The sequence below is a fragment of the Acinetobacter sp. SW-226 genome, from assembly GCF_055632855.1.
Map to the genome: position 1 here is coordinate 3,017,501 of NZ_CM145752.1, position 19,254 is coordinate 3,036,754.

At 40.1% G+C, this 19,254-nt stretch carries 23 protein-coding genes and 1 rRNA gene; 17 read left to right on the forward strand and 7 right to left on the reverse strand.

Going from position 1 to position 19,254, the window contains the following annotated elements; genetic code table 11:
* Positions 1-110: 110 nt before the first annotated feature.
* Both ACZ8ZH_RS14340 and ACZ8ZH_RS14345 read left to right on the forward strand, forming a co-directional pair.
* Complete coding sequence (locus ACZ8ZH_RS14340; protein ID WP_110973896.1) at positions 111-1,427, forward strand: MFS transporter; 1,317 nt, start codon at positions 111-113, stop codon at positions 1,425-1,427.
* A 141-nt stretch (positions 1,428-1,568) separates the two neighbouring features.
* On the forward strand, positions 1,569-1,997 hold the full coding sequence (locus tag ACZ8ZH_RS14345; RefSeq protein ID WP_086208849.1) for a hypothetical protein: 429 nt from the start codon (positions 1,569-1,571) through the stop codon (positions 1,995-1,997).
* Positions 1,998-2,004: 7 nt separating this feature from the next.
* Here the strand turns inward: ACZ8ZH_RS14345 and ACZ8ZH_RS14350 are convergent, their stop codons facing one another.
* Positions 2,005-3,015 (reverse strand): metallophosphoesterase, encoded by a 1,011-nt coding sequence (locus tag ACZ8ZH_RS14350; RefSeq protein ID WP_119063702.1) that lies wholly within the window; start codon positions 3,013-3,015, stop codon positions 2,005-2,007.
* 188 nt (positions 3,016-3,203) lie between these two features.
* On the opposite strand from ACZ8ZH_RS14350, the gene ACZ8ZH_RS14355 reads away from it, so the two are divergent.
* Complete coding sequence (locus ACZ8ZH_RS14355; RefSeq protein WP_228146985.1) at positions 3,204-4,745, forward strand: phospholipase D family protein; 1,542 nt, start codon at positions 3,204-3,206, stop codon at positions 4,743-4,745.
* 4 nt (positions 4,746-4,749) lie between these two features.
* On the opposite strand, the gene ACZ8ZH_RS14360 is transcribed toward ACZ8ZH_RS14355, so the two are convergent.
* Complete coding sequence (locus tag ACZ8ZH_RS14360; RefSeq protein WP_086208852.1) at positions 4,750-5,574, reverse strand: lysophospholipid acyltransferase family protein; 825 nt, start codon at positions 5,572-5,574, stop codon at positions 4,750-4,752.
* A gap of 389 nt (positions 5,575-5,963) precedes the next feature.
* Here ACZ8ZH_RS14360 and hflX point away from each other — a divergent pair, with 389 nt between their 5' ends.
* The 5 genes from hflX to ACZ8ZH_RS14385 all read left to right on the forward strand — a co-directional run bounded on the left by hflX (position 5,964) and on the right by ACZ8ZH_RS14385 (position 9,656).
* Positions 5,964-7,295, forward strand: a complete 1,332-nt coding sequence (hflX, locus tag ACZ8ZH_RS14365) for a ribosome rescue GTPase HflX (protein ID WP_086208853.1) — start codon at positions 5,964-5,966, stop codon at positions 7,293-7,295.
* Between the two features lie 43 nt (positions 7,296-7,338).
* Complete coding sequence (locus tag ACZ8ZH_RS14370) at positions 7,339-7,710, forward strand: hypothetical protein (protein ID WP_086208854.1); 372 nt, start codon at positions 7,339-7,341, stop codon at positions 7,708-7,710.
* A 10-nt stretch (positions 7,711-7,720) separates the two neighbouring features.
* Positions 7,721-8,395 (forward strand): LrgB family protein, encoded by a 675-nt coding sequence (locus tag ACZ8ZH_RS14375; protein WP_086208855.1) that lies wholly within the window; start codon positions 7,721-7,723, stop codon positions 8,393-8,395.
* A gap of 87 nt (positions 8,396-8,482) precedes the next feature.
* Complete coding sequence (locus tag ACZ8ZH_RS14380; protein WP_086208856.1) at positions 8,483-8,926, forward strand: DUF2147 domain-containing protein; 444 nt, start codon at positions 8,483-8,485, stop codon at positions 8,924-8,926.
* 280 nt (positions 8,927-9,206) lie between these two features.
* Positions 9,207-9,656 carry a DUF2147 domain-containing protein gene (locus ACZ8ZH_RS14385; RefSeq protein ID WP_086208857.1) on the forward strand — a complete coding sequence of 150 codons (450 nt, stop codon included), beginning with the start codon at positions 9,207-9,209 and terminating at the stop codon, positions 9,654-9,656.
* Between the two features lie 43 nt (positions 9,657-9,699).
* Here the strand turns inward: ACZ8ZH_RS14385 and ACZ8ZH_RS14390 are convergent, their stop codons facing one another.
* The 3 genes from ACZ8ZH_RS14390 to pdxA are packed head-to-tail and all read right to left on the reverse strand — an operon-like array spanning position 9,700 to position 12,363.
* Positions 9,700-10,548, reverse strand: a complete 849-nt coding sequence (locus ACZ8ZH_RS14390) for a symmetrical bis(5'-nucleosyl)-tetraphosphatase (RefSeq protein ID WP_119063701.1) — start codon at positions 10,546-10,548, stop codon at positions 9,700-9,702.
* A 1-nt stretch (position 10,549) separates the two neighbouring features.
* Positions 10,550-11,362, reverse strand: coding sequence for a 16S rRNA (adenine(1518)-N(6)/adenine(1519)-N(6))-dimethyltransferase RsmA (rsmA, locus tag ACZ8ZH_RS14395; protein WP_110973901.1), 813 nt, complete (start codon positions 11,360-11,362; stop codon positions 10,550-10,552).
* Positions 11,363-11,394: 32 nt separating this feature from the next.
* Complete coding sequence (gene pdxA, locus ACZ8ZH_RS14400; protein ID WP_086208860.1) at positions 11,395-12,363, reverse strand: 4-hydroxythreonine-4-phosphate dehydrogenase PdxA; 969 nt, start codon at positions 12,361-12,363, stop codon at positions 11,395-11,397.
* A gap of 539 nt (positions 12,364-12,902) precedes the next feature.
* Here pdxA and rplM point away from each other — a divergent pair.
* Entirely contained in the window at positions 12,903-13,331 is a 429-nt protein-coding gene (gene rplM / locus ACZ8ZH_RS14405) for a 50S ribosomal protein L13 (protein WP_004695096.1), read from the forward strand.
* Positions 13,332-13,343: 12 nt separating this feature from the next.
* On the forward strand, positions 13,344-13,730 hold the full coding sequence (rpsI, locus tag ACZ8ZH_RS14410) for a 30S ribosomal protein S9 (RefSeq protein ID WP_086208861.1): 387 nt from the start codon (positions 13,344-13,346) through the stop codon (positions 13,728-13,730).
* 125 nt (positions 13,731-13,855) lie between these two features.
* Here rpsI and ACZ8ZH_RS14415 read toward each other — a convergent pair whose 3' ends face one another.
* Complete coding sequence (locus tag ACZ8ZH_RS14415; RefSeq protein WP_086208862.1) at positions 13,856-14,185, reverse strand: hypothetical protein; 330 nt, start codon at positions 14,183-14,185, stop codon at positions 13,856-13,858.
* 123 nt (positions 14,186-14,308) lie between these two features.
* On the opposite strand from ACZ8ZH_RS14415, the gene ACZ8ZH_RS14420 reads away from it, so the two are divergent.
* The 7 genes from ACZ8ZH_RS14420 (at position 14,309) to ACZ8ZH_RS14450 (ending at position 18,881) form a co-directional block, all read left to right on the forward strand.
* The gene (locus ACZ8ZH_RS14420) at positions 14,309-14,962 is read left to right on the forward strand and encodes a glutathione S-transferase N-terminal domain-containing protein (RefSeq protein WP_086208863.1); all 654 of its coding nucleotides are present in this window, start codon (positions 14,309-14,311) and stop codon (positions 14,960-14,962) included.
* An 8-nt stretch (positions 14,963-14,970) separates the two neighbouring features.
* On the forward strand, positions 14,971-15,402 hold the full coding sequence (locus tag ACZ8ZH_RS14425) for a ClpXP protease specificity-enhancing factor (protein WP_086208864.1): 432 nt from the start codon (positions 14,971-14,973) through the stop codon (positions 15,400-15,402).
* A gap of 17 nt (positions 15,403-15,419) precedes the next feature.
* Positions 15,420-16,079, forward strand: coding sequence for a hypothetical protein (locus tag ACZ8ZH_RS14430; protein ID WP_086208865.1), 660 nt, complete (start codon positions 15,420-15,422; stop codon positions 16,077-16,079).
* Between the two features lie 404 nt (positions 16,080-16,483).
* Positions 16,484-16,843 carry a hypothetical protein gene (locus tag ACZ8ZH_RS14435; RefSeq protein WP_086208866.1) on the forward strand — a complete coding sequence of 120 codons (360 nt, stop codon included), beginning with the start codon at positions 16,484-16,486 and terminating at the stop codon, positions 16,841-16,843.
* 82 nt (positions 16,844-16,925) lie between these two features.
* Entirely contained in the window at positions 16,926-17,897 is a 972-nt protein-coding gene (locus tag ACZ8ZH_RS14440; RefSeq protein ID WP_119063700.1) for a hypothetical protein, read from the forward strand.
* Positions 17,898-17,906: 9 nt separating this feature from the next.
* Positions 17,907-18,455, forward strand: coding sequence for a GTP-binding protein (locus ACZ8ZH_RS14445; RefSeq protein ID WP_119063699.1), 549 nt, complete (start codon positions 17,907-17,909; stop codon positions 18,453-18,455).
* 18 nt (positions 18,456-18,473) lie between these two features.
* Positions 18,474-18,881 carry a roadblock/LC7 domain-containing protein gene (locus ACZ8ZH_RS14450; protein WP_086208869.1) on the forward strand — a complete coding sequence of 136 codons (408 nt, stop codon included), beginning with the start codon at positions 18,474-18,476 and terminating at the stop codon, positions 18,879-18,881.
* A gap of 131 nt (positions 18,882-19,012) precedes the next feature.
* Here ACZ8ZH_RS14450 and rrf read toward each other — a convergent pair.
* Positions 19,013-19,127, reverse strand: a 5S ribosomal RNA gene (rrf, locus tag ACZ8ZH_RS14455).
* Positions 19,128-19,254 lie beyond the last annotated feature (127 nt).

Below are 19,254 nucleotides of genomic sequence, written 5' to 3' on the forward strand. Positions count from 1 at the left end.
CGTAGTTTGTCCGCAGGGTTTTCGTATTTTTTTAAGAAATTACGCCTTTTTTAAAAAGATTACGCTTTTAAAACTAAGTCTCATTATTTTTAGTAAGTGTAAGGTCTACCATGGCGTCATTAAATACTGCTGTTGCAGAACAACAGCAGCCTGTAAACTCAAAATTTCGCGTACTTACAGCCAGTCTCGTAGGTACCACAATCGAATTCTTCGATTTTTATATTTATGCGACTGCTGCAGTCATCATTTTTCCATATTTGTTCTTTCCAGCAAGTACCGATCCGATGACCGCTACAATTCAGTCATTAGCAACCTTTGCGATTGCCTTTATTGCACGCCCGATTGGTGCTGCACTGTTTGGACATTTAGGTGATCGTATTGGTCGAAAAGCCACCTTAGTTGCCGCATTGCTAACCATGGGGCTTTCAACCGTATGTATTGGCTTGCTACCAACCTATGCACAAATTGGAATTGTTGCACCATTACTGCTTGCACTCTGTCGTTTAGGTCAAGGCCTCGGCTTAGGTGGTGAATGGTCAGGTGCGGTCTTGCTTGCCACAGAAAATGCACCTGAAGGTAAACGTGCTTGGTATGGTATGTTTCCACAGTTAGGTGCACCCATCGGCTTTATCTTGGCAACGGGTTCATTCTTGACACTCGGTCATTTCATGTCTGAAGAAACATTCATGACATGGGGTTGGCGTATTCCATTTATATCAAGTGCGCTACTGGTGATTGTAGGACTGTGGATTCGTTTACAACTCCACGAAACTCCTGCGTTCCAGAAAGTTTTAGACAAGCAAAAAGAAGTTAATATTCCATTTAAAGAAGTAATCACCAAGCACTGGGGTATGCTGATTTTAGGCACTATTGCTGCCATCTGTACCTTTGTTGTGTTCTACCTCACGACGGTCTTTGCTTTACAGTGGGGCACCAAACAACTGGGTTACACTCGTGAACAGTTCTTACAACTTCAATTGGTCGCAACACTCTGCTTTGCTGCGTTCATCCCTTTATCTGCAGTATTTGCAGAAAAGTTTGGTCGTAAAACAACGTCTATTGCTGTATGTATTGCTGCGGCACTGTTTGGTTTAGTGTTTTCCAGCATGTTGGAATCAGGCAATACCTTTGTTGTATTCTTATTCCTATGTATTGGTTTATCTATCATGGGTTTAACCTATGGGCCAATTGGTACCGTGCTCTCTGAAATTTTTCCAATATCGGTTCGCTATACAGGTTCAGCACTGACCTTTAACCTTGCTGGCATCTTTGGTGCTTCATTTGCGCCATTAATTGCAACAAAACTTGCAACCACTTATGGCCTACATGCTGTAGGTTACTACCTCACAGCTGCATCCCTTCTGTCTTTATGTGCATTCTTAATGATCCGTGAGACCAAGAATGATGATGTAAACAATCAAATTTGACCCTAAGTTTGATATTTGAAACCAGCACAATGATGCTGGTTTTTTTATACCAATGCTTTAACAAACGCTACAAAAACCACCTTTAAAATTGCGCATATAACTTCAAAAATAAAGGTGAATACTGATGAATAGGACACAGAAATGGATGAAAAAATAGAACAACTCACCAATGAACAACTCCTCGACGTCATCGTATTAGTTGAAGAAAACAAAATCATTCAAGCCATCCAATACATCGCAACACACACGGCTTTTCAATACGACGATGCCCAAGAAATCGTCACAGAACTCACAAAACGTCATGATGCAGCACTAAAAAGTATGTATAACCACGAGCAACTTTACTCAGAAGATATCTCAACTGCAGAGTTAACAATAAATCGTCTTACTCCTCCGAAATTAACTCTCAAAGAAGATCAAACCCTGCAAAAATCACAACATAAAGATGTGAATAATAGTGACGTAACCCGAACACAAGGTATTCAAGCCTTACAGCCCAAAAACCACAAGCTGTGGATGATCTTGGCTGTGGTCATTTTGGTTTTAAGCTTTATTTTTTATTGGTTCTAGCTGAGCTTTAGATTAGCTCAATGATATCAATGGTCGGTGGGACCCGGAAGCGAAACGGTACACCCACCATACCTGTACCCACCGTAACAAACACATCTGCGTGTTCATGACGGTACAAGCCTTTCTTGTGCCCCAAGATCGACACCTTTTTCATCACAAAATCCGTTAACCACGGCAGTTCAACCTGGCCGCCATGCGTATGACCTGACAACATTAAAGGACGTGTTGGTAAAGAAGGCACCATATCGACCGTGTCAGGATTGTGCGATAAAATGACCCATGGCTTGTCCTGTGGTAAATGTGGCATAAAACGCATATCTGCCTTACCTGCCCACAAGTCACCGACCCCGATTAAACGAAACTCATCAAATTCAACAATCTGCCCCTCTATATCAATGACATTGTTGATCTTCAAAGCATGTCTTAACAGGTTTTGAATCGGGGGACCTGGATACTGTTCATCATGGTTACCATTGACCGAATAGACGGGGGCATTAATTTCGCGTAGTACCTCTAACTCTTCCGCCAGTGTATTTTCAGGTTCATAGGTCCAGTCTCCAGCAATCACCACCAAATCAGGCTTTTGTTCATTCAGCCGTTTAACAATGGTTTTTAACTGACGTTCATGACCTGAAAACAAACCAATATGTAAATCGGCAACCAAAGCAATACGAACAGGTTTGAGTAATTTATAGTCCTCTTGGATTTGATACTGCATGGTTTTAACATGGACAAAATGCGGCTCAATAAAACGTGCATAACACAATAAGCCACTTACTAAAAAGACAAAAATTGCTTCATGCCATGAGTAATAACCTTGGATACCTGCGTATAAACTAAAGAAAAATAAAGGAATCAGTAAATAAGACAAATAAAAAGCCAGTAAATGCACAAAGGCTTTAAACGGATGAATCGTCTCCGTATTGGTTTGACTGATCCATGCTTGATACACTGCCCAACCGGCAAGCAAGGCCATCGCAATATAAAAATAGAACACGACGGATTGTGTATTTAGCATAGACATTTACTCACAAACAGTTCATCAAGAACACATAATCTTCTGTTTATCTTTTCACAGCTCAGAATTATACTCAAACCAAATTTATAGACTTTATGACGATGGAAAAACCACACAGCGCAGTGAAGCGCGCTCTACCCCGCTCAACGTCGACTCAGCAAGGTGCTAAACTACTTTTACTCAGCTGTATGGTGATCTCTGTTCCTGCCTGTAATACTTTGCCCAAACAGATTCCGCAGCCTCAAGTTTATGCTTTTGATCAAGCCACGGACCAAACCAGCTTAGCCAAAATCGTACTACCACTCCGTGAGCAAAATCCGGGATTGACAGGTTTCCATATTCTCTATAACCCACTCGAAGCATTAGCAGCACGCATCCATCTCATTGATAAAGCAGAAAAGACTTTAGATCTACAATATTATATTTGGGATAATGACCGTATCGGCGCACTGGCACTTTATTCAATATTGAAAGCGGCAGACCGTGGGGTCAAGGTTCGGTTACTGATTGATGACAACAATGCCAAGAAAATGGAAGGCATTTACCTCGCACTCGACCAACACACCAACATTGACATCAAACTGTATAATCCCTATCGCTTCCGCCACTATCGCGCGATGGATATGATGCTCAATCTCAAACGCATTAACCGTCGTATGCATAACAAAAGTTTTATTGCTGATAACCAAATCGCGCTGATTGGTGGTCGTAATATGAGTAACCAATATTATAATGTCAGCGACAATTACCAGTTTTCCGATGTAGATGTCATGCTTGTAGGTTCGGCAGCAGATGAAATTGTGCACTCATTCGATGAATACTGGAATGATGATTATGCCTTTCCAGTACGTCAAATCGTCAATGCCAATCATTACAGCTTACGTTATGAAGGCTTAAAAACACAGTTGCAACAGCACTATCAAGAAGTGACGGTACAAAATTATCTGGATCTTGCCAATCGTTCACAAGCGTTTGAACACTGGCTGAACGATAGTATCCAATTTGACTGGGTCAAGGCCGAAGTCGTAAAAGACTCACCAAGTAAAATCAAATCCCGAGCTAAAAAAGAAGAACATCTCAACTTCCAGTTGCAAACCCATCTAGAAAAACCAACAGATAGCATCGACATTATCTCTGCCTATTTCGTTCCTGAACGTAAAGGCAAAAAACACCTTGCCAACCTTGCGCAAAGTGATATCCAAGTCCGTGTACTCACCAACTCATTCAAAGCCAATGATGTACCTTTGGTCCATGCTTTCTATGGAAAATACCGCCAAGACTTACTAGAAAATGGTGTACAACTGTATGAATTCTTAGCAAATCCTGCGGCTGAAGCACTTAATGAGAACAATGAGGAAATCTCGAAAAAAGCCAAAGTCAGCATCAAAGGATTAAGCCGTTCTAGCCTGCATGCCAAGCTTATGACGATTGATGAAAAACAGGTTTTTATTGGCTCATTTAATTTTGACCCACGTTCTGCCAACTTAAATACCGAAATTGGTGTTTTACTCAACAGCCCGCCTTTGGCAAAGGCTGTGCATCAAACAATGGATCAAAATTTGAGTAAATATGCCTATAAACTGGTTCTGGATGCCAACAAAAATATTAACTGGCAAATTAAGCAGGCCGATGGCTCAATCAAGACTTATACCACAGAGCCGAAAATGAACTGGTTTAAACGTGCTGGTATTAAAGTCATTTCATGGCTCCCGATTGAAGGCTTTATGTAAGCCTTCAACTTCCCATCGCGCTCGCTTGAGGTTTCAATACCTTTTGGTGTAAGTCAGCCAAGCCTTGCACCATCTTTTGTTGTACCAAGGCTGTTAAGCTATCGACTGTATGACCTGCAGTACAAATTGCAGGTAATGCAACCAGATGTGCTGTAACTTGAGGCATCTCCAAGACTTTTTGGACGTGTTCGGCAAAACCAATATTACCAATAAAAGGCGAAACTTGGTCGAGCCCGCCCTGCTGATTGACATAACAAATTAAACAAATTTGGACATCGCGCTGTGCTTCAATTGCAGCCCCTAAAATACGCCCATGTACTTTTTTTACTTTAGAGCCGTCAGTAGTTGTCGCTTCTGGAAAGAACAGCACAGGAATGTCTTGTTTTAAAAATTCAGTAATTTGTTCACGGATCTTGATTGAATCCCCCGACCCACGTTGGATAAACAAGGTTCCACCACTTTTTGCAAGTTTGCCGAACACAGGCCATTTTTCAATTTCAGCTTTGGCTAAAAAAAACACCCGTGCGCCAGAACCCAAAACAGCCACGTCTAACCATGAAATATGATTACTCACCCAAAGTGCAGGTTTACGTGGAATATCGCCATGTACATGCACATCAATGTTAAAAACTTTGCAGAGTCGACGACAAAAATACTGCACGTAGCGGGTATTTTGAGGATTATTAATGTCTTTATACAAGCCATGTCGATAAACCAAATAAAAACCCTCAGAAACGGCACCGAGTCCCGTTACTAGCTTCTTGCTATACAACGCAAGTTTTGAGAGTCCACTTAATGATGTTGTTTTTATTTCAGTATTTGATTGCATAGAGGATTCACTTGGCACAGCTTTATTCAACAGTTAATCATTGATTACAACTCATTCTATACTGATCTTAACTTACTTGCATTGATCATAAAAACCGAAAGACTAGATGATTATTTTCAATTTTAATCGTTTAAATAAATTAATTACAATAATTCAATCGAAATATCAAAACAAGGTTCTCCCATGAATGATCAAATGAATCCTCCTGCTGCACCCTTAAATCCCGTTCAAGCATTTAAATTTATTCTTGGGTTAAGCATCTTATACTTTGGAAGTTTGGTTCTTTTGGTACAGCTCTTTCGCACCATGTAAAGCCACGCTATAACTATTTCGCTCAAGCTGAGTAAATTCATCTACACTAGAGCTTTCTAGGTGCGAGATTATATTGAGTGGAATATTTTGAACAGAAACAAGGTGGCGAAAAAACGATTTTAGTCAGTGTTGCCATCCACATTCTGGAAGATCTTGATGCAGAAGAGTTTCGCTTACTTGCCAAGTCGGCAGGTGCAGAAATTCTAGAGCATATTCACGCTCAAAGATTCAAACCTGACCCTAAATATTTTATTGGTTCAGGCAAAGCTGAAGAAGTAGCAGCACGTGTGGAAGAGCTAGAAGCAAGTTTGGTGATTATTGACCATGCACTAACCCCCAGTCAGGAACGCAACCTGAGCCGCATTATCAAATGTCGCGTCATTGACCGCACCCGCCTTATTTTAGATATCTTTGCACAGCGCGCACGTACTCATGAAGGTAAACTTCAAGTCGAATTGGCTCAACTTGATCACTTGTCTTCTCGACTAGTCGGTACAGGGATTAGTCTCGATAGCCAAAAAGGTGGGATTGGGCTTCGTGGACCAGGTGAAACTCAACTCGAAACTGACCGTCGTTTACTTCGTGTTCGTGTAGGACAACTTAAAGATAAATTAGAGAAAGTACGACAAACGCGAATCCAAGGTCGTGCAGCACGCCAAAAAGCTGCTATTCCAACCGTTTCTTTAGTCGGTTATACCAATGCTGGAAAATCGACTCTATTTAACACCCTCGCCAAATCTGATGTTTATGCAGCAGATCAGCTATTTGCAACCTTAGACCCCACTCTAAGACGTTTAGACTGGGATGGTATTGGCCCTTTGGTCTTAGCCGACACTGTAGGCTTTGTACGTAACCTTGCGCACGCCTTGGTCGAATCTTTTAAAGCGACACTAGAGGAAACCTTAGAAGCTAGCCTACTGCTGCATGTAATTGACTCCAACAGTCCAGATCTGATGGAACAAATTGAAGCCGTTGAAAAAGTGCTCAAAGAAATTGGAGCCGATATTCCTATCCTTCGTGTTTATAACAAAATTGACCAAAGTGCTGAACAAGCCAAAATTATCTATGCTGAACCCAATGTCCCTGAGCGTGTTTATGTGTCAGCACATACGGGCGAAGGACTCAATCTACTGCGCCAAGCAGTACAAGAGTGCTTAATGGGACAAATTCAAAACTTTGACGTTCTGCTCAAGCCAGCCTATGGAAAATTGCGCAACCAATTATATGCCCTGAATGTGATTCAATCTGAAAATTATGATGATGAAGGAAATCTTCACCTACAAGTGTACATTGCACCACATAAACTGGAACAACTGATTAAACAAGCACATTTACCAATTGATGAAATTTTAGGTTTGAAAGCAAAACAATTTCATCGTGAACTCGAAGAATTTGAAATCAAAAACTAAATCGGTTAAAACGTGATAAGTAAAATGTTAATGACAGAACAAAATGGAATGGATAAAAACGGTTGATTGGACCGCATGGATCGGCACGGTTGCCCTCATCGTTCTCTTTCGAGAATCTGCTGTATGGGTCACGGGGTACTTTGGGCACCCCGAAATGGGCAATTTACTTGGACTCATTAGTTTATTAATCGTGCTGTTAGGTTGGCGGAAATTCAAAAAAATTCCAGCACGTTTGGTCGATACCAACAATAAAATCATGAAAGAAAGTGCTTTCGCCTTTCTGCCCATTAGTGCAGGTTCCTTGCTGATGATGACCCATTTAGGTCACGAAATCCCAATGTTTTTGGTGGTGCTGTTTGTCAGCACACTTATCCCACTTTGGGTTTATGCCAAAATGTCTAAGAAATGGCTTTAGGAGAATGCTCATGATTCCCATCATTTTCGGTTTTTTCCTGACTTTAGTTGCTTATTTACTGGCAAAACCAATCAATAAAAAGTTGCCACAGATTCCAATTATTGTGATTGGCATGTGTTTTGTGATTGCACTTCTCTTCCTCCTCAACATTCCTTATGAGCAATATATGGCGCAGGTAAATCCTGTTTTTAATCATTTGCTCGGTTATGTCACTGTTGCACTGGCTATTCCTTTAGCGTCCATGCGTTATGACGACCTTCCTCTCAAAGCAGTGGTTGGCATCTTAGTTTTTGCAAGTATTAGTGCGGTCGGATTGCCTATGGGTTTGGCTTATTTACTGCATTTATCTGATCCGACCATCATGGCTTTTGCCACACGTGCTGTCACCACTCCAATTGCGATTAATATCGCAACACTCCTCCATGCACCCATCAGTCTCGCAATTTTAATTGTGATTTTATCTGGAGTCATCGGTGCCGCATTCTCTCCACTGATTTTAAAACATATCAATGATGAACGCGCTTCAGGGTTAGCACTCGGTCTTGCCGCACATGCTATTGGAACAGCCCAAGCATGGCAACGAGGCAGTATTGCAGGGCGCTATGCTGCCTTTGGAATGGCAGTCAATGCTGTGTTTACTGCAATATGGTTACCGTTGTTTATTCTATACTTGCAAAAAATGTGATATGTTCCTCACATAAACAATTGTATTGTTTAAAAAATCAACTTATGATGAGTTTGTCGTTTATTAAATGATAAAAGGATTTTGTTCATGAGCAAATTGACACTTGCAATCGCACTCGCTACATCTGTCATTGGCAGTGCAGCTTTTGCTGAAGATATTAGCGGTACGTGGAAAAACATTGATGACAAAACTGGATCATCGAAAGCCATCCTAGAAATCCGTCAAGAATCAAACGGGACCTATACCGCTAAAGTTGTTAAAGTGACCCCTCGTCCAGGCTATACCCCCAAAGAACATTGTATCAATTGCCCAGCACCATATACCAATAAACCCATTTTAGGCATGGATGTCATGAAAGGGCTCAAACACAATGGTGATACCAATTATACAGGTGGAAAAATTATCGACCCGTTGTCAGGAAATATTTACAGTTGCAAAGCAAAACTTAGCTCGAATGGTAAACGTTTAACACTTCGAGGATATGTGGGCATATCTGCACTGGGTCGTAGCCAAACATGGATCCGTGAATAATTGCGACTTAATGCTCGCTAACGTGTGGCTATCATCTGTAAAATCATACCATGTTGAGATTTAACAGCTAAACGATGAGTAAATTATACATTTTCAAAACTTAGACTGATCATTTTAAATTCAATGAATAATAAGGTTTCAGCTAAGTCTGTATGATTTTTCCATTTTTTTAAAAGGCATATGCCTATTCTATATCCAACGACCATAAGCAGTTTGCCTTATGCTAACTGCTTATTTTTCTGTGTCTTGGATATTTTTGTGAAATTATAGAGAACCTTATATGAAAAGTAAGTTTTTTATCGCGGGATTAACATTGTCCATGCTTTGCGGGGGAGCATTTGCACAGGACTTAACAGGGACATGGCAACAAATTGATGATAAGTCAGGCTCGCCGAAAGCCATTATTGAAATTCGTAAAGAGTCCAATAACACCTATACTGGAAAAATTGTTAAAATTACGCCACGTCCTGGATATACACCTAAAGAATTTTGTGTAAATTGCCCATCGCCTTATACCAACAAACCCATTTTAGGCATGGATATTATTAAAGATTTGAAGCACGTGGACGGCACCAACAACTATGAAAAAGGTCGTGTGATTGATCCATTATCAGGCAAACTCTATGATGCCAAAATGAAGCTGAATGCCACAGGAAAGCGACTTTCCCTACGTGCATACATTGGTGTTTCTGCCTTAGGTCGTAACCAAACATGGTTAAGAATCGACTAAGAATAAAAAAGCCACGAACTTCGTGGCTTTTTTAATGCATGGGCTATTGAACTGGATTATCAACGGCAAATAAGCTCTCATCTTCTAAACGGTAAGCCATTAATTGATGCCCCCAGACACAACCGCCATCTACATTTTGAATCGAGTCCGAAATAGTTTTGCCTTGTAAAGCGGCCCAGTGACCAAACACAACTTTATGGGTTTGCGCTGCTTGCGAAGCGAAGTCAAACCATGGTTTGAACCCTTCAGGCATTGGGTCGCTGAGTGAGTCCTTAAAACTAAACTCCAAACGCCCAGCACTATCGGTTAAACGCATACGGGTCAAATAATTCACGATACAGCGTAAACGCGCGTTGCCCGTGAGTTCATCCGACCACAAAGTAGGTTCTTTGCCATACATGTCTTTTAAAAAGGCATCGACAACATCAAAATCATCCGCTGCAATGACCGCCTCAACTTCTGCCGCCAAAGCAGCAGCCTGTTCTGCTGTCCAGTTAGTTGGAATGCCTGCATGCGTCAGAACTGTCGTTGCATTTGGAAACACACACAAGGGCTGTTTCCGCAACCAATCAATCAAATCATCACTATCAATCGCATCAATCACATCACGAATGTTATCTTTATCTTTAATTGTTTTAATGCCACGTGCAGCCGCCAGCAAAGTTAAATCATGATTGCCTAAAACTGTTGCAGCAGTATTACGCTCTACTAATTTTTTAATAAAGCGTAAGGCACCCAATGAGTTTTCACCACGGGCAACCAAATCCCCTGCAAACCAAATAAAATCTTGGTCAGGATCAAACTGAATGGTCTTTAGCAAGGCTTTGAGTGCTTCAAAACAACCCTGCACATCACCAATGACATAATTGTATCGAATCTCTGCACCTGCCACCTTAAGCCACCATTTGATCTGCTAATGCCACAAATTGAGCCAGTGTTAAAGTCTCTGGGCGCGCCATCGGATCAACACCTGCTTGTTCAAAACCATCTTCAACCAACATGCCTTTTAAGCTATTACGCAAAGTTTTACGGCGCTGGGTAAAGACATGTGATACCAACCGTGCCAAAGCTTTTTCATTTTTTGCCACAATCGGCTTAACTGCGTACGGCTCTAAACGGAACACCGCAGAAGTCACTTTAGGTGGTGGGTTAAATGAACCCGGCGGTACTTCAAACAAGAACGTAGGTTTACAGAAATACTGAATCATCACCGACAAACGACCATACTCTTTGCTATTTGGAGTAGCCGTAATACGATCCACCACTTCTTTTTGTAGCATAAAGTGCATGTCTTTAACTTTGTCACCAAACTCCAAGAGGTGAAACAAAAGTGGCGTCGAGATGTTATACGGCAAATTACCCACAACCCGTAAAGGGCGACCATCTTCAAATAGATTAGTGAAGTCGTACTTCAGTGCATCCGTTTCAATAATGGTTAAACGTTCAGGATGTGGCACACGCCCCGGTAAACCTGCCGCCAAATCACGGTCTAATTCGACCACCGTGAGTGCGTCACATTCGCCAATCAATGGAGAAGTTAAGGCTGCCAAACCCGGGCCAATTTCCACAATGTTATCACCTGAACGGGGTGCAACTGAACGTACAATCTTGGCAATCACACGTTGGTCATGTAAGAAGTTTTGCCCAAAACGCTTACGCGTATGGTGCCCTTCATCTTTAGGGTTTAAGGCATTAATTTGATACATAAAATTTTCCAACGTGAGTTAATCACTGAACATTAGTGACGAGCTAATTCTAACGCTAAATCAACAGCGACCTGGAGGCTTGAGCTTTTCGCAAGACCTGTGCCTGCGAGGGAGAGAGCTGTGCCATGATCAACTGAGGTACGAATAAACGGCAAGCCCAAAGTAATATTAATGGCTTCACCAAACCCTTGCGATTTTAACACAGGTAAGCCCTGATCGTGATACATCGCCAAAACAGCATCGGCATCTTTTAAGTTTTCAGGGGTAAATAAAGTGTCGGCAGGCAAACTCAGGCTCATATTCATGCCTTGAGCACGGTAGCTTTCTAGCACGGGATTAATCACCTCAATTTCCTCCATCCCCAAATAGCCATCCTCTCCTGCGTGTGGGTTTAAGCCACACACTAAAATATGCGGATGCTCTTTTTTGAATTTGCTTTTTAAATCTTGAATTAAAATATCAATCACTTGATGCAGGCGCTCTTTGGTAATTGCATCAGGCACAGCTCTCAAAGGTAAATGTGTAGTCGCTAGCGCGACACGCAACGTCTTGGTTGCAAGCATCATCACCACACGTTCCACCCCAGCAAACTCTTGGTAGTATTCGGTATGTCCACTAAAGTGAATGCCAGCATCATTGATGACTGACTTTTGTACAGGTGCAGTTGCAACACCTACACTTTTCCCTGACATGGCATAATCGGCCGAACGTCGTAACTGTTCTAAGACATAGGATGCATTGCTTGGGTTTAATTCACCTAATACCACAGCTTGGTTCAAGGGCACATGTTCAACATAGAGCTGTCTCGGAGCCGATGACGTCTTTTGCCCTACATATTCAATGAGTTCTATGTCGATTCCCAATTTCTCTGCGCGCTTAGCTAACAAGTTCAGATCCGCCAAAACAACAATGGGGCGTTCATCTACCCGCCCTGCAAGGCTCAAACAAATATCTGGACCAATTCCAGCAGGTTCGCCACTGGTGACATATAAAGGAAGCATAGCTAACTCAAATAGAAGGCATGCAATATTATACAACGTATATCAAAGCACATCATGTAACGATGAACTCAAGACCTATCTATCGGCTGACATATTTTAAGCATGTCGATATGGCTCTTGAGCTAGAAGACCTTCTGTAGAAAATGAAACAGTGAAACTTGTTTAATCGAGCGATTTCAAAATTGAAGCAGGGAAATTTGGTACTTTATAAAGAAAACTCACCCAATCTTGGACAAATTTCCAACTGTCACTTTTATAAAATTCATAAGCAATATCATATCTTAGATTATAAAAATATGTTTCAAATTTGATAATAGCGCCAACTCTCCGCTTTTATTTTCGATTCACTCCAATTTCCTCATGATTTAAATAAAAGAATAAACTTTAATCTCTTCCTTTATAGTGCGGAATATCGTAAAATACGGCACTTGAAATTTCATATTTTCATTTGTGATTCCGAACAACTTCGTTTAGAATCGCGTCTCCTTTTGTTTGGACAGATTCCATAGTCCAAACCAACTATAATAGGTAGTGGTTTAATGAAAACTCTCAGCGCTAAGCCTGCTGAAGTTCAACACGACTGGTACGTTGTTGATGCTTCTGGCAAAACTTTAGGTCGCCTTGCGACTGAAATCGCTCGTCGTCTACGTGGTAAGCACAAGACTTCTTATACTCCTCACGTTGACACTGGCGATTATATCGTTGTAATCAATGCTGAAGAAATTCAAGTGACTGGTAAAAAAGCACTTGATAAAAAATACTATCGCCACACTGGCTTCCCTGGTGGTATCCGTGAGACTAACTTTGAAAAGTTAATCGCTCACAAACCAGAAGCAGTTTTAGAAAAAGCTGTTAAAGGTATGTTACCAAAAGGTCCTCTTGGTTATGCAATGATCAAGAAAATGAAAGTGTATGCAGGTACTGAGCATCCACACGCTGCTCAACAGCCACAAGTTTTGGACATCTAAGGGATACAGCACATGGCTACTAATTATGGTACAGGTCGCCGTAAGACCGCAACTGCACGTGTTTTCTTGTCAGCTGGTACAGGCAAACTCGTAATTAACAACCGTACTCTTGAGCAATACTTCGGTCGTGAAACTGCTCGTATGGTTGTTCGTCAACCTTTAGAGCTTCTTGAAGCTACTGAAAAGTATGACCTTTACATCACTGTTGCTGGTGGTGGTATCGGTGGTCAAGCTGGCGCTATCCGTCACGGTATTACTCGTGCGTTGATCGCTTCTGACGAAACACTTAAACCTGCTCTTCGTCAAGCTGGTTTCGTTACTCGTGATGCTCGTGAAGTTGAACGTAAGAAACTTGGTTTACGTAAAGCTCGTAAACGTCCTCAATTCTCTAAACGTTAATTCGTTTACCGAATCGGACAAAAAGCCTTGGTTTATCCAAGGCTTTTTTTATGTGTCATTTTCAACTTTAAAGTCCATGCATTCTGCTTTATTCGTATGATATCCCTCTAGTTACATATTTCAGCTTATTTTAAAAATTGATGATCTTTAGGAAGTGGTGCATTACACGGCTCATCCGTTTGCTCATCGACCATTTTCACAGCTCCATCATTATAAACAGTGACCTTACAGCCTTTTACCGTATATTCTTGCTGAATACCGCCATACATCTCATCCTCAGATACAGAGGTAGCGACATCACAGGCTTCATCAGTAATACAAGCGGCATATTCAGCAGTCTGCGGCACTACATCTACTGATTCGGCTATATCTTGATTTTGAGCATAACTATTTGAGATAGAAGTCATTAATACAATCACTGCGATCAATTGAGTGATTCTGAGCATTAGTTGCATAGTTTTATCCTTATCTTTAATTTTTTCCAAGTTATTCGATTGTATAAGCATATTAAAGTTAAGATGATTTTATTGGCTATTTTTAGTATTCTAACCGATTCACTTCACCTAGTTTCTTGAAATATGTCTGTCGAAACTACTCCGCTTCAAGGAATTACGCTGTATAGCCATGCAGATGATTTTCGCTCCCACTGGATTCGTTATGTACTTGCAGAGAAGCAAATCAAATACCATCTGGTTTTAAGTGATGCAGATGATGAAGATCTCGCCAGCTTAAACCCTTATAATCAGCTGCCGATGTTGATTGAAAATGATTTAAAACTATTTAATGCCAATATCATTTCCGAGTATTTAGACGATCGTTATCGTCAAAACAAGCTCTATGCCGACGCGCCTATGCCTCGTGCGGAACAGCGTCAGTATATTTGGCGCTTTGAACAAGATTGGTTAAAGCTTGCCGATATGATGCTACGCCATCCAGATACACTCGATGCACAAGCAAAACTGAAAGCACAAAAAAAACTGAAAGATACACTCATTTCCCTAACACCATTGTTTCAGCATTTCCCCTATTTTATGTCGGAAAGCTTTAGCATTTTAGATTGCATGCTCGCGCCCATCTTTCTGCGCTTAAACAGTATGGGTGTGCATTTACCCAAACAGCAATGTCGCCCAATTTATTTATATTGCCAACGTATTTTTAGCCGCCCTGCATTTTTAAAGTCTTTAACTTTGCAGGAGAAAAACCATTATCAATCTGAATTTAAACAGCCGTAGAGAATATTATGTCTGATCAAGAATTAAACCTTACGCCGACTCGTCCATATTTAGCTCGCGCCATATATGAATGGATTTGTGATAATCAGCTGACACCACATTTATTGGTCGATGCAACCCAGCCCAATACTCTCGTTCCTGAACAATTTATTCAAGATGGGCAGATTGTCTTAAACATCGTCCCGCATGCCGTGCATGCGCTACATATGAGCAACGATGCGATTACCTTCTCTGCACGTTTTGGTGGGGTATCTCGTGATATTTATGTCCCCCTTAATGCTGTGATTGGCATTTATGCCCGTGAAAATGGACAAGGTTTATTCTTCGACCCATCTGAATATGAGGGTCATACCCAAAATGAGCAAAATGCTTTAAAATCAGAGCATGAAGAAAAACCTGAAGCATCTAAGAAAAAACCAAGTCTCAGACTATTAGATTAATAAAATGGAGTAAGTATATGGCTTTTGATTTAGTACAATATTTTTCAGAACAGATTAAAATTCAAAAGCCTGAGCTTCTGAATAAATTTCCTCACGAAGAACGAAATCAGTATCTAGCAGAAGCCAATACACTCGCACTAGGAAAACTTATCACGCTTATCCGTAAAGATGGCGCGAAACTTTACCACGAAATTCAAACTCAAGATCACCTGTATATTCAGGAACTTGCTCGACATCTTACCACCTCACCTCACAATGTATCTCAGCTAGCCAAAGCAGACTTAGAACATAGTCTAACGGAAATGCTAAGCCTTCAGTTTGCTGAACTAAAACAACTTGATGAAACAGGTAATTTTGGTGAACGAGGTATTCATGAACTTCTCGTGGGTCAAGTTGAACACCTTTCAGGTCAAGCAGACGACTGGATTTGGACAACAAATGACCTAACAGAACTGATTGGCTCTAAACCAATGCCTGAAGAAGAGCTATCATTAGAAGAGACGATGAAGGAGTTTAATCAAATGGTAAATCAACACACAACTGACCACCAAGACCACACACATAGCCAAGCAACTGAAGTAAACACAACACCAGTGTGGGCTAAAATCCTTGAACCAGTGGTTGCTGTTATTATTCTATGGGGACTCTACTGCGCAGCCTCACAAATGTTCATCTAAATGATTAAAGATGAGAGATGCTCTAATTCAACGCATCTCTCTGTTTTTAAATTAGAAATATTTATTCAATCTTCTTAAATTAATCAGAAAAATAGATCTTGTCCTCAACATTATATGGCTATTTTTAAAATTTACATTTCCTTACACTTGTAAATAAATTAAGCAATTTTCTATTCAATTGCAAATTCAATCAAAATATTTTAATTGAAATGTCAATAAAATCACAAAAAAACCAGTAAAAACTGACTAAAAAGCTCGGATTTGATCGCCAATTCCTTTTCCATATTTGTAGCTCAATTTATTTCTATTGATAATTTTTTCACGCCGTCCATATAATGAAATCGACTTGTGAAACAACAGGTTAAAAGGATTTTCTAAAACTCATATAATTGAAGAGAAAAACTATGGCTAGAGTCTCATTAGAAGCATTAGCAAATATTGATGGTTTCTATGCAGCAGCATTGGTTGACGGAGAAAGTGGTTTAGCTCTCGCGACTCAAGGCGGTGGAAGCATTGATTTAGAACTCGCAGCAGCAGGCAATACCGAAGTCGTTCGCTCGAAACGTCGTGTTGCACAAGCCTTAAATTTAAATGATACGATTGAAGACATTCTTATCACTTTAGGCAAACAATATCACCTAATCCGTCCATTAGAAGGCAATGACAAGATTTTCTTATATCTTGTACTTGAACGCTCTAAAGCCAACCTTGCAATGGCACGTCATGAACTTAAAGGATATGAAAAAGGCTTAGATTTTTCTTAATTTGAATTACCCCCTTTTTCATCATTATGGGAAAGGGGTTGTTTGTATTGCCCTCTTCAACCTTTTAAATTAAAGACATACTATGAATAAGCAATATATTAATATTGCGATTACTGGCCTAAGTTCGAATCATTCAGAAGAGCTTAAAACACAGCTACGTAATCTCATTCCTCAAGAGTATAAAATTAACTGGAGTTCTGCTGCCGACCCAAGCATTGATTGCTTATTCATACATGAAAATTTTTATGACACAGACAGCATACAAAAAATCATACAAAGCCGAAAATTTCCTTGGCTGAAAATTACCAAACGCCAACAAGGGCAAAACCTGATTCATGAAAATACGCTTTCTTTGCCCATTATTCACCATGAAAGCTTATCTAATTGGATTCTACAACATCTACTCAATACACCGATTGAAACTCAATCACACGCACTTACTGAAGCTGACACACAATATAAAAAAAGCCCTTATAAATTAGAATATTTCAGTAAAATGCTAGATCAAGAACGAAACTCAAAACTCCATCTCTTTGACACATTAGGCACTATTGCAATTATTGATGTACAGAACAATATTGCATGGCTCAATACGACTAGAGAACAAGATTTCACCGAATTTGGCTTTGACTATGATATTGCCAGCACCAGCAACTTCATGAAAGTCTCACGGAAGCAACCACATATACTGAGTGATTGGCTATGGCAGTTTTTTTGGAATTCTCCATTATTTTTAAAAGAAATCGCACCTGAGGATGGTCATTTTAAAATTCATATGTGGCCTAAACCTAGCCAGAACTTGGATAGAAAATACATTTTCCAACTTTCAAGTTGTTTTATACAAGGTGGAAAGATTTCCAAAATTTCAATACAACTTGATTTACCTATCGACACAGTACAACGCTTTATTGCAACAAATATTGCAACAAACAACCTCTCGAAAATCAATATCTGGGATAAGCACTACAATCCCCCAGAAACACCACAAATTTCAGAAGAATCAAGTTTCATTAAAAGTTTTTTTGGAAAGCTAAGAAAAAAATTAGGCATATAGGAAAAGTGTATGATTTTACAACGCTTTAAAATCGTTTTTGCAGGTGGTATGGGTGCAGGAAAGACAGAGGCCATTCGCTCACTTTCAGAGATTCCTGTACTGCAAACGGAAGCTTTTAATACTGATGTACAACGCCATAGCAAACTAGAAACTACTGTTGGAATTGATTATGGTGAAATTACACTCGAAGAAAACCTCACTATTGGCCTCTATGGCACACCTGGGCAAAGCCGTTTTGATTTTGTTTGGTCCGCTATTACCAAAGGAGCAATCGGTGCGGTTATTCTTATTGACCACCATTCGGATGATCCTATCCAAGAATTAGAGAACTATTTAGAAACCTTTCAGAATTTTACGGATAATATCGCCATTGGAATTACCCATACCGATCTTCATTCTGAATCAGGTAAATCTACAAATATTTATAAGGAATGGCTACTTGAAAATGAGCTCTTTTCTCCTCTTTTCTTTATTGATGCACGAAACAAAGATGATGTACTGCTATTATTAGAAGCTTTAATTACTTCGATCGAAACTAACTCAAATATTACAAATTAACCCTCCGAGAGGTTTTATATGTTCACATTGACACAAAACCGTACTGCACCCGAAGAGTTAATTGAATTTTCAAAAAATGTAATTCAAGATATTCTCATGAATGTTCGCGGTGTCAATTACGTTATGCTCTGTAGCACTGATGGTTTTGAATTAGCACACGTTTATAAAAAAGATGGTTATAACACGACTAAACTTGCGGCTGTCAGCAGTTCAATTTTGGCTATGGTTGCTGCATTTATGCATGAAATTCACCTTGAAGGCTGTCAATCAATTACATTAGATGCAGATAATGGTAAAGCCATCTTAACCTCTATTCCCTCTTCAAAGCATCCTATGATTATCGTGACTTTAACCGAAAAAGATGTCTTACTTGGCCAACTTCTCTATACCCTAAAAAATTCTGGTAATCGCATTATGCAATATTGACTTAAAAATCAACCAAAAACCAGATACTGATAAGACATCAGCATTAATCAATGACAATAAATTCACTATTTCACTAACCGCATAATAAAAAAAGCCCCCTAACAATTAAGTTAGGGGGCTTTTGAATAATGAGCTGGCGATGACTTACTCTCACATGGCAAACGCCACACTACCATCAGCGCTAAGAGGTTTCACTTCTGAGTTCGGGAAGGGATCAGGTGGTTCACTCTTGCTATTGTCGCCAGCACAACTGTTTATGACTATTCGTTTGGTCTTATTTACACATTGTGTATGCCTAACTTTCATCAAATGAGTTATTAACAGAACATCTGAGTTAATTTAATTTGCACATTGTACTTAGCTTTATAACTAA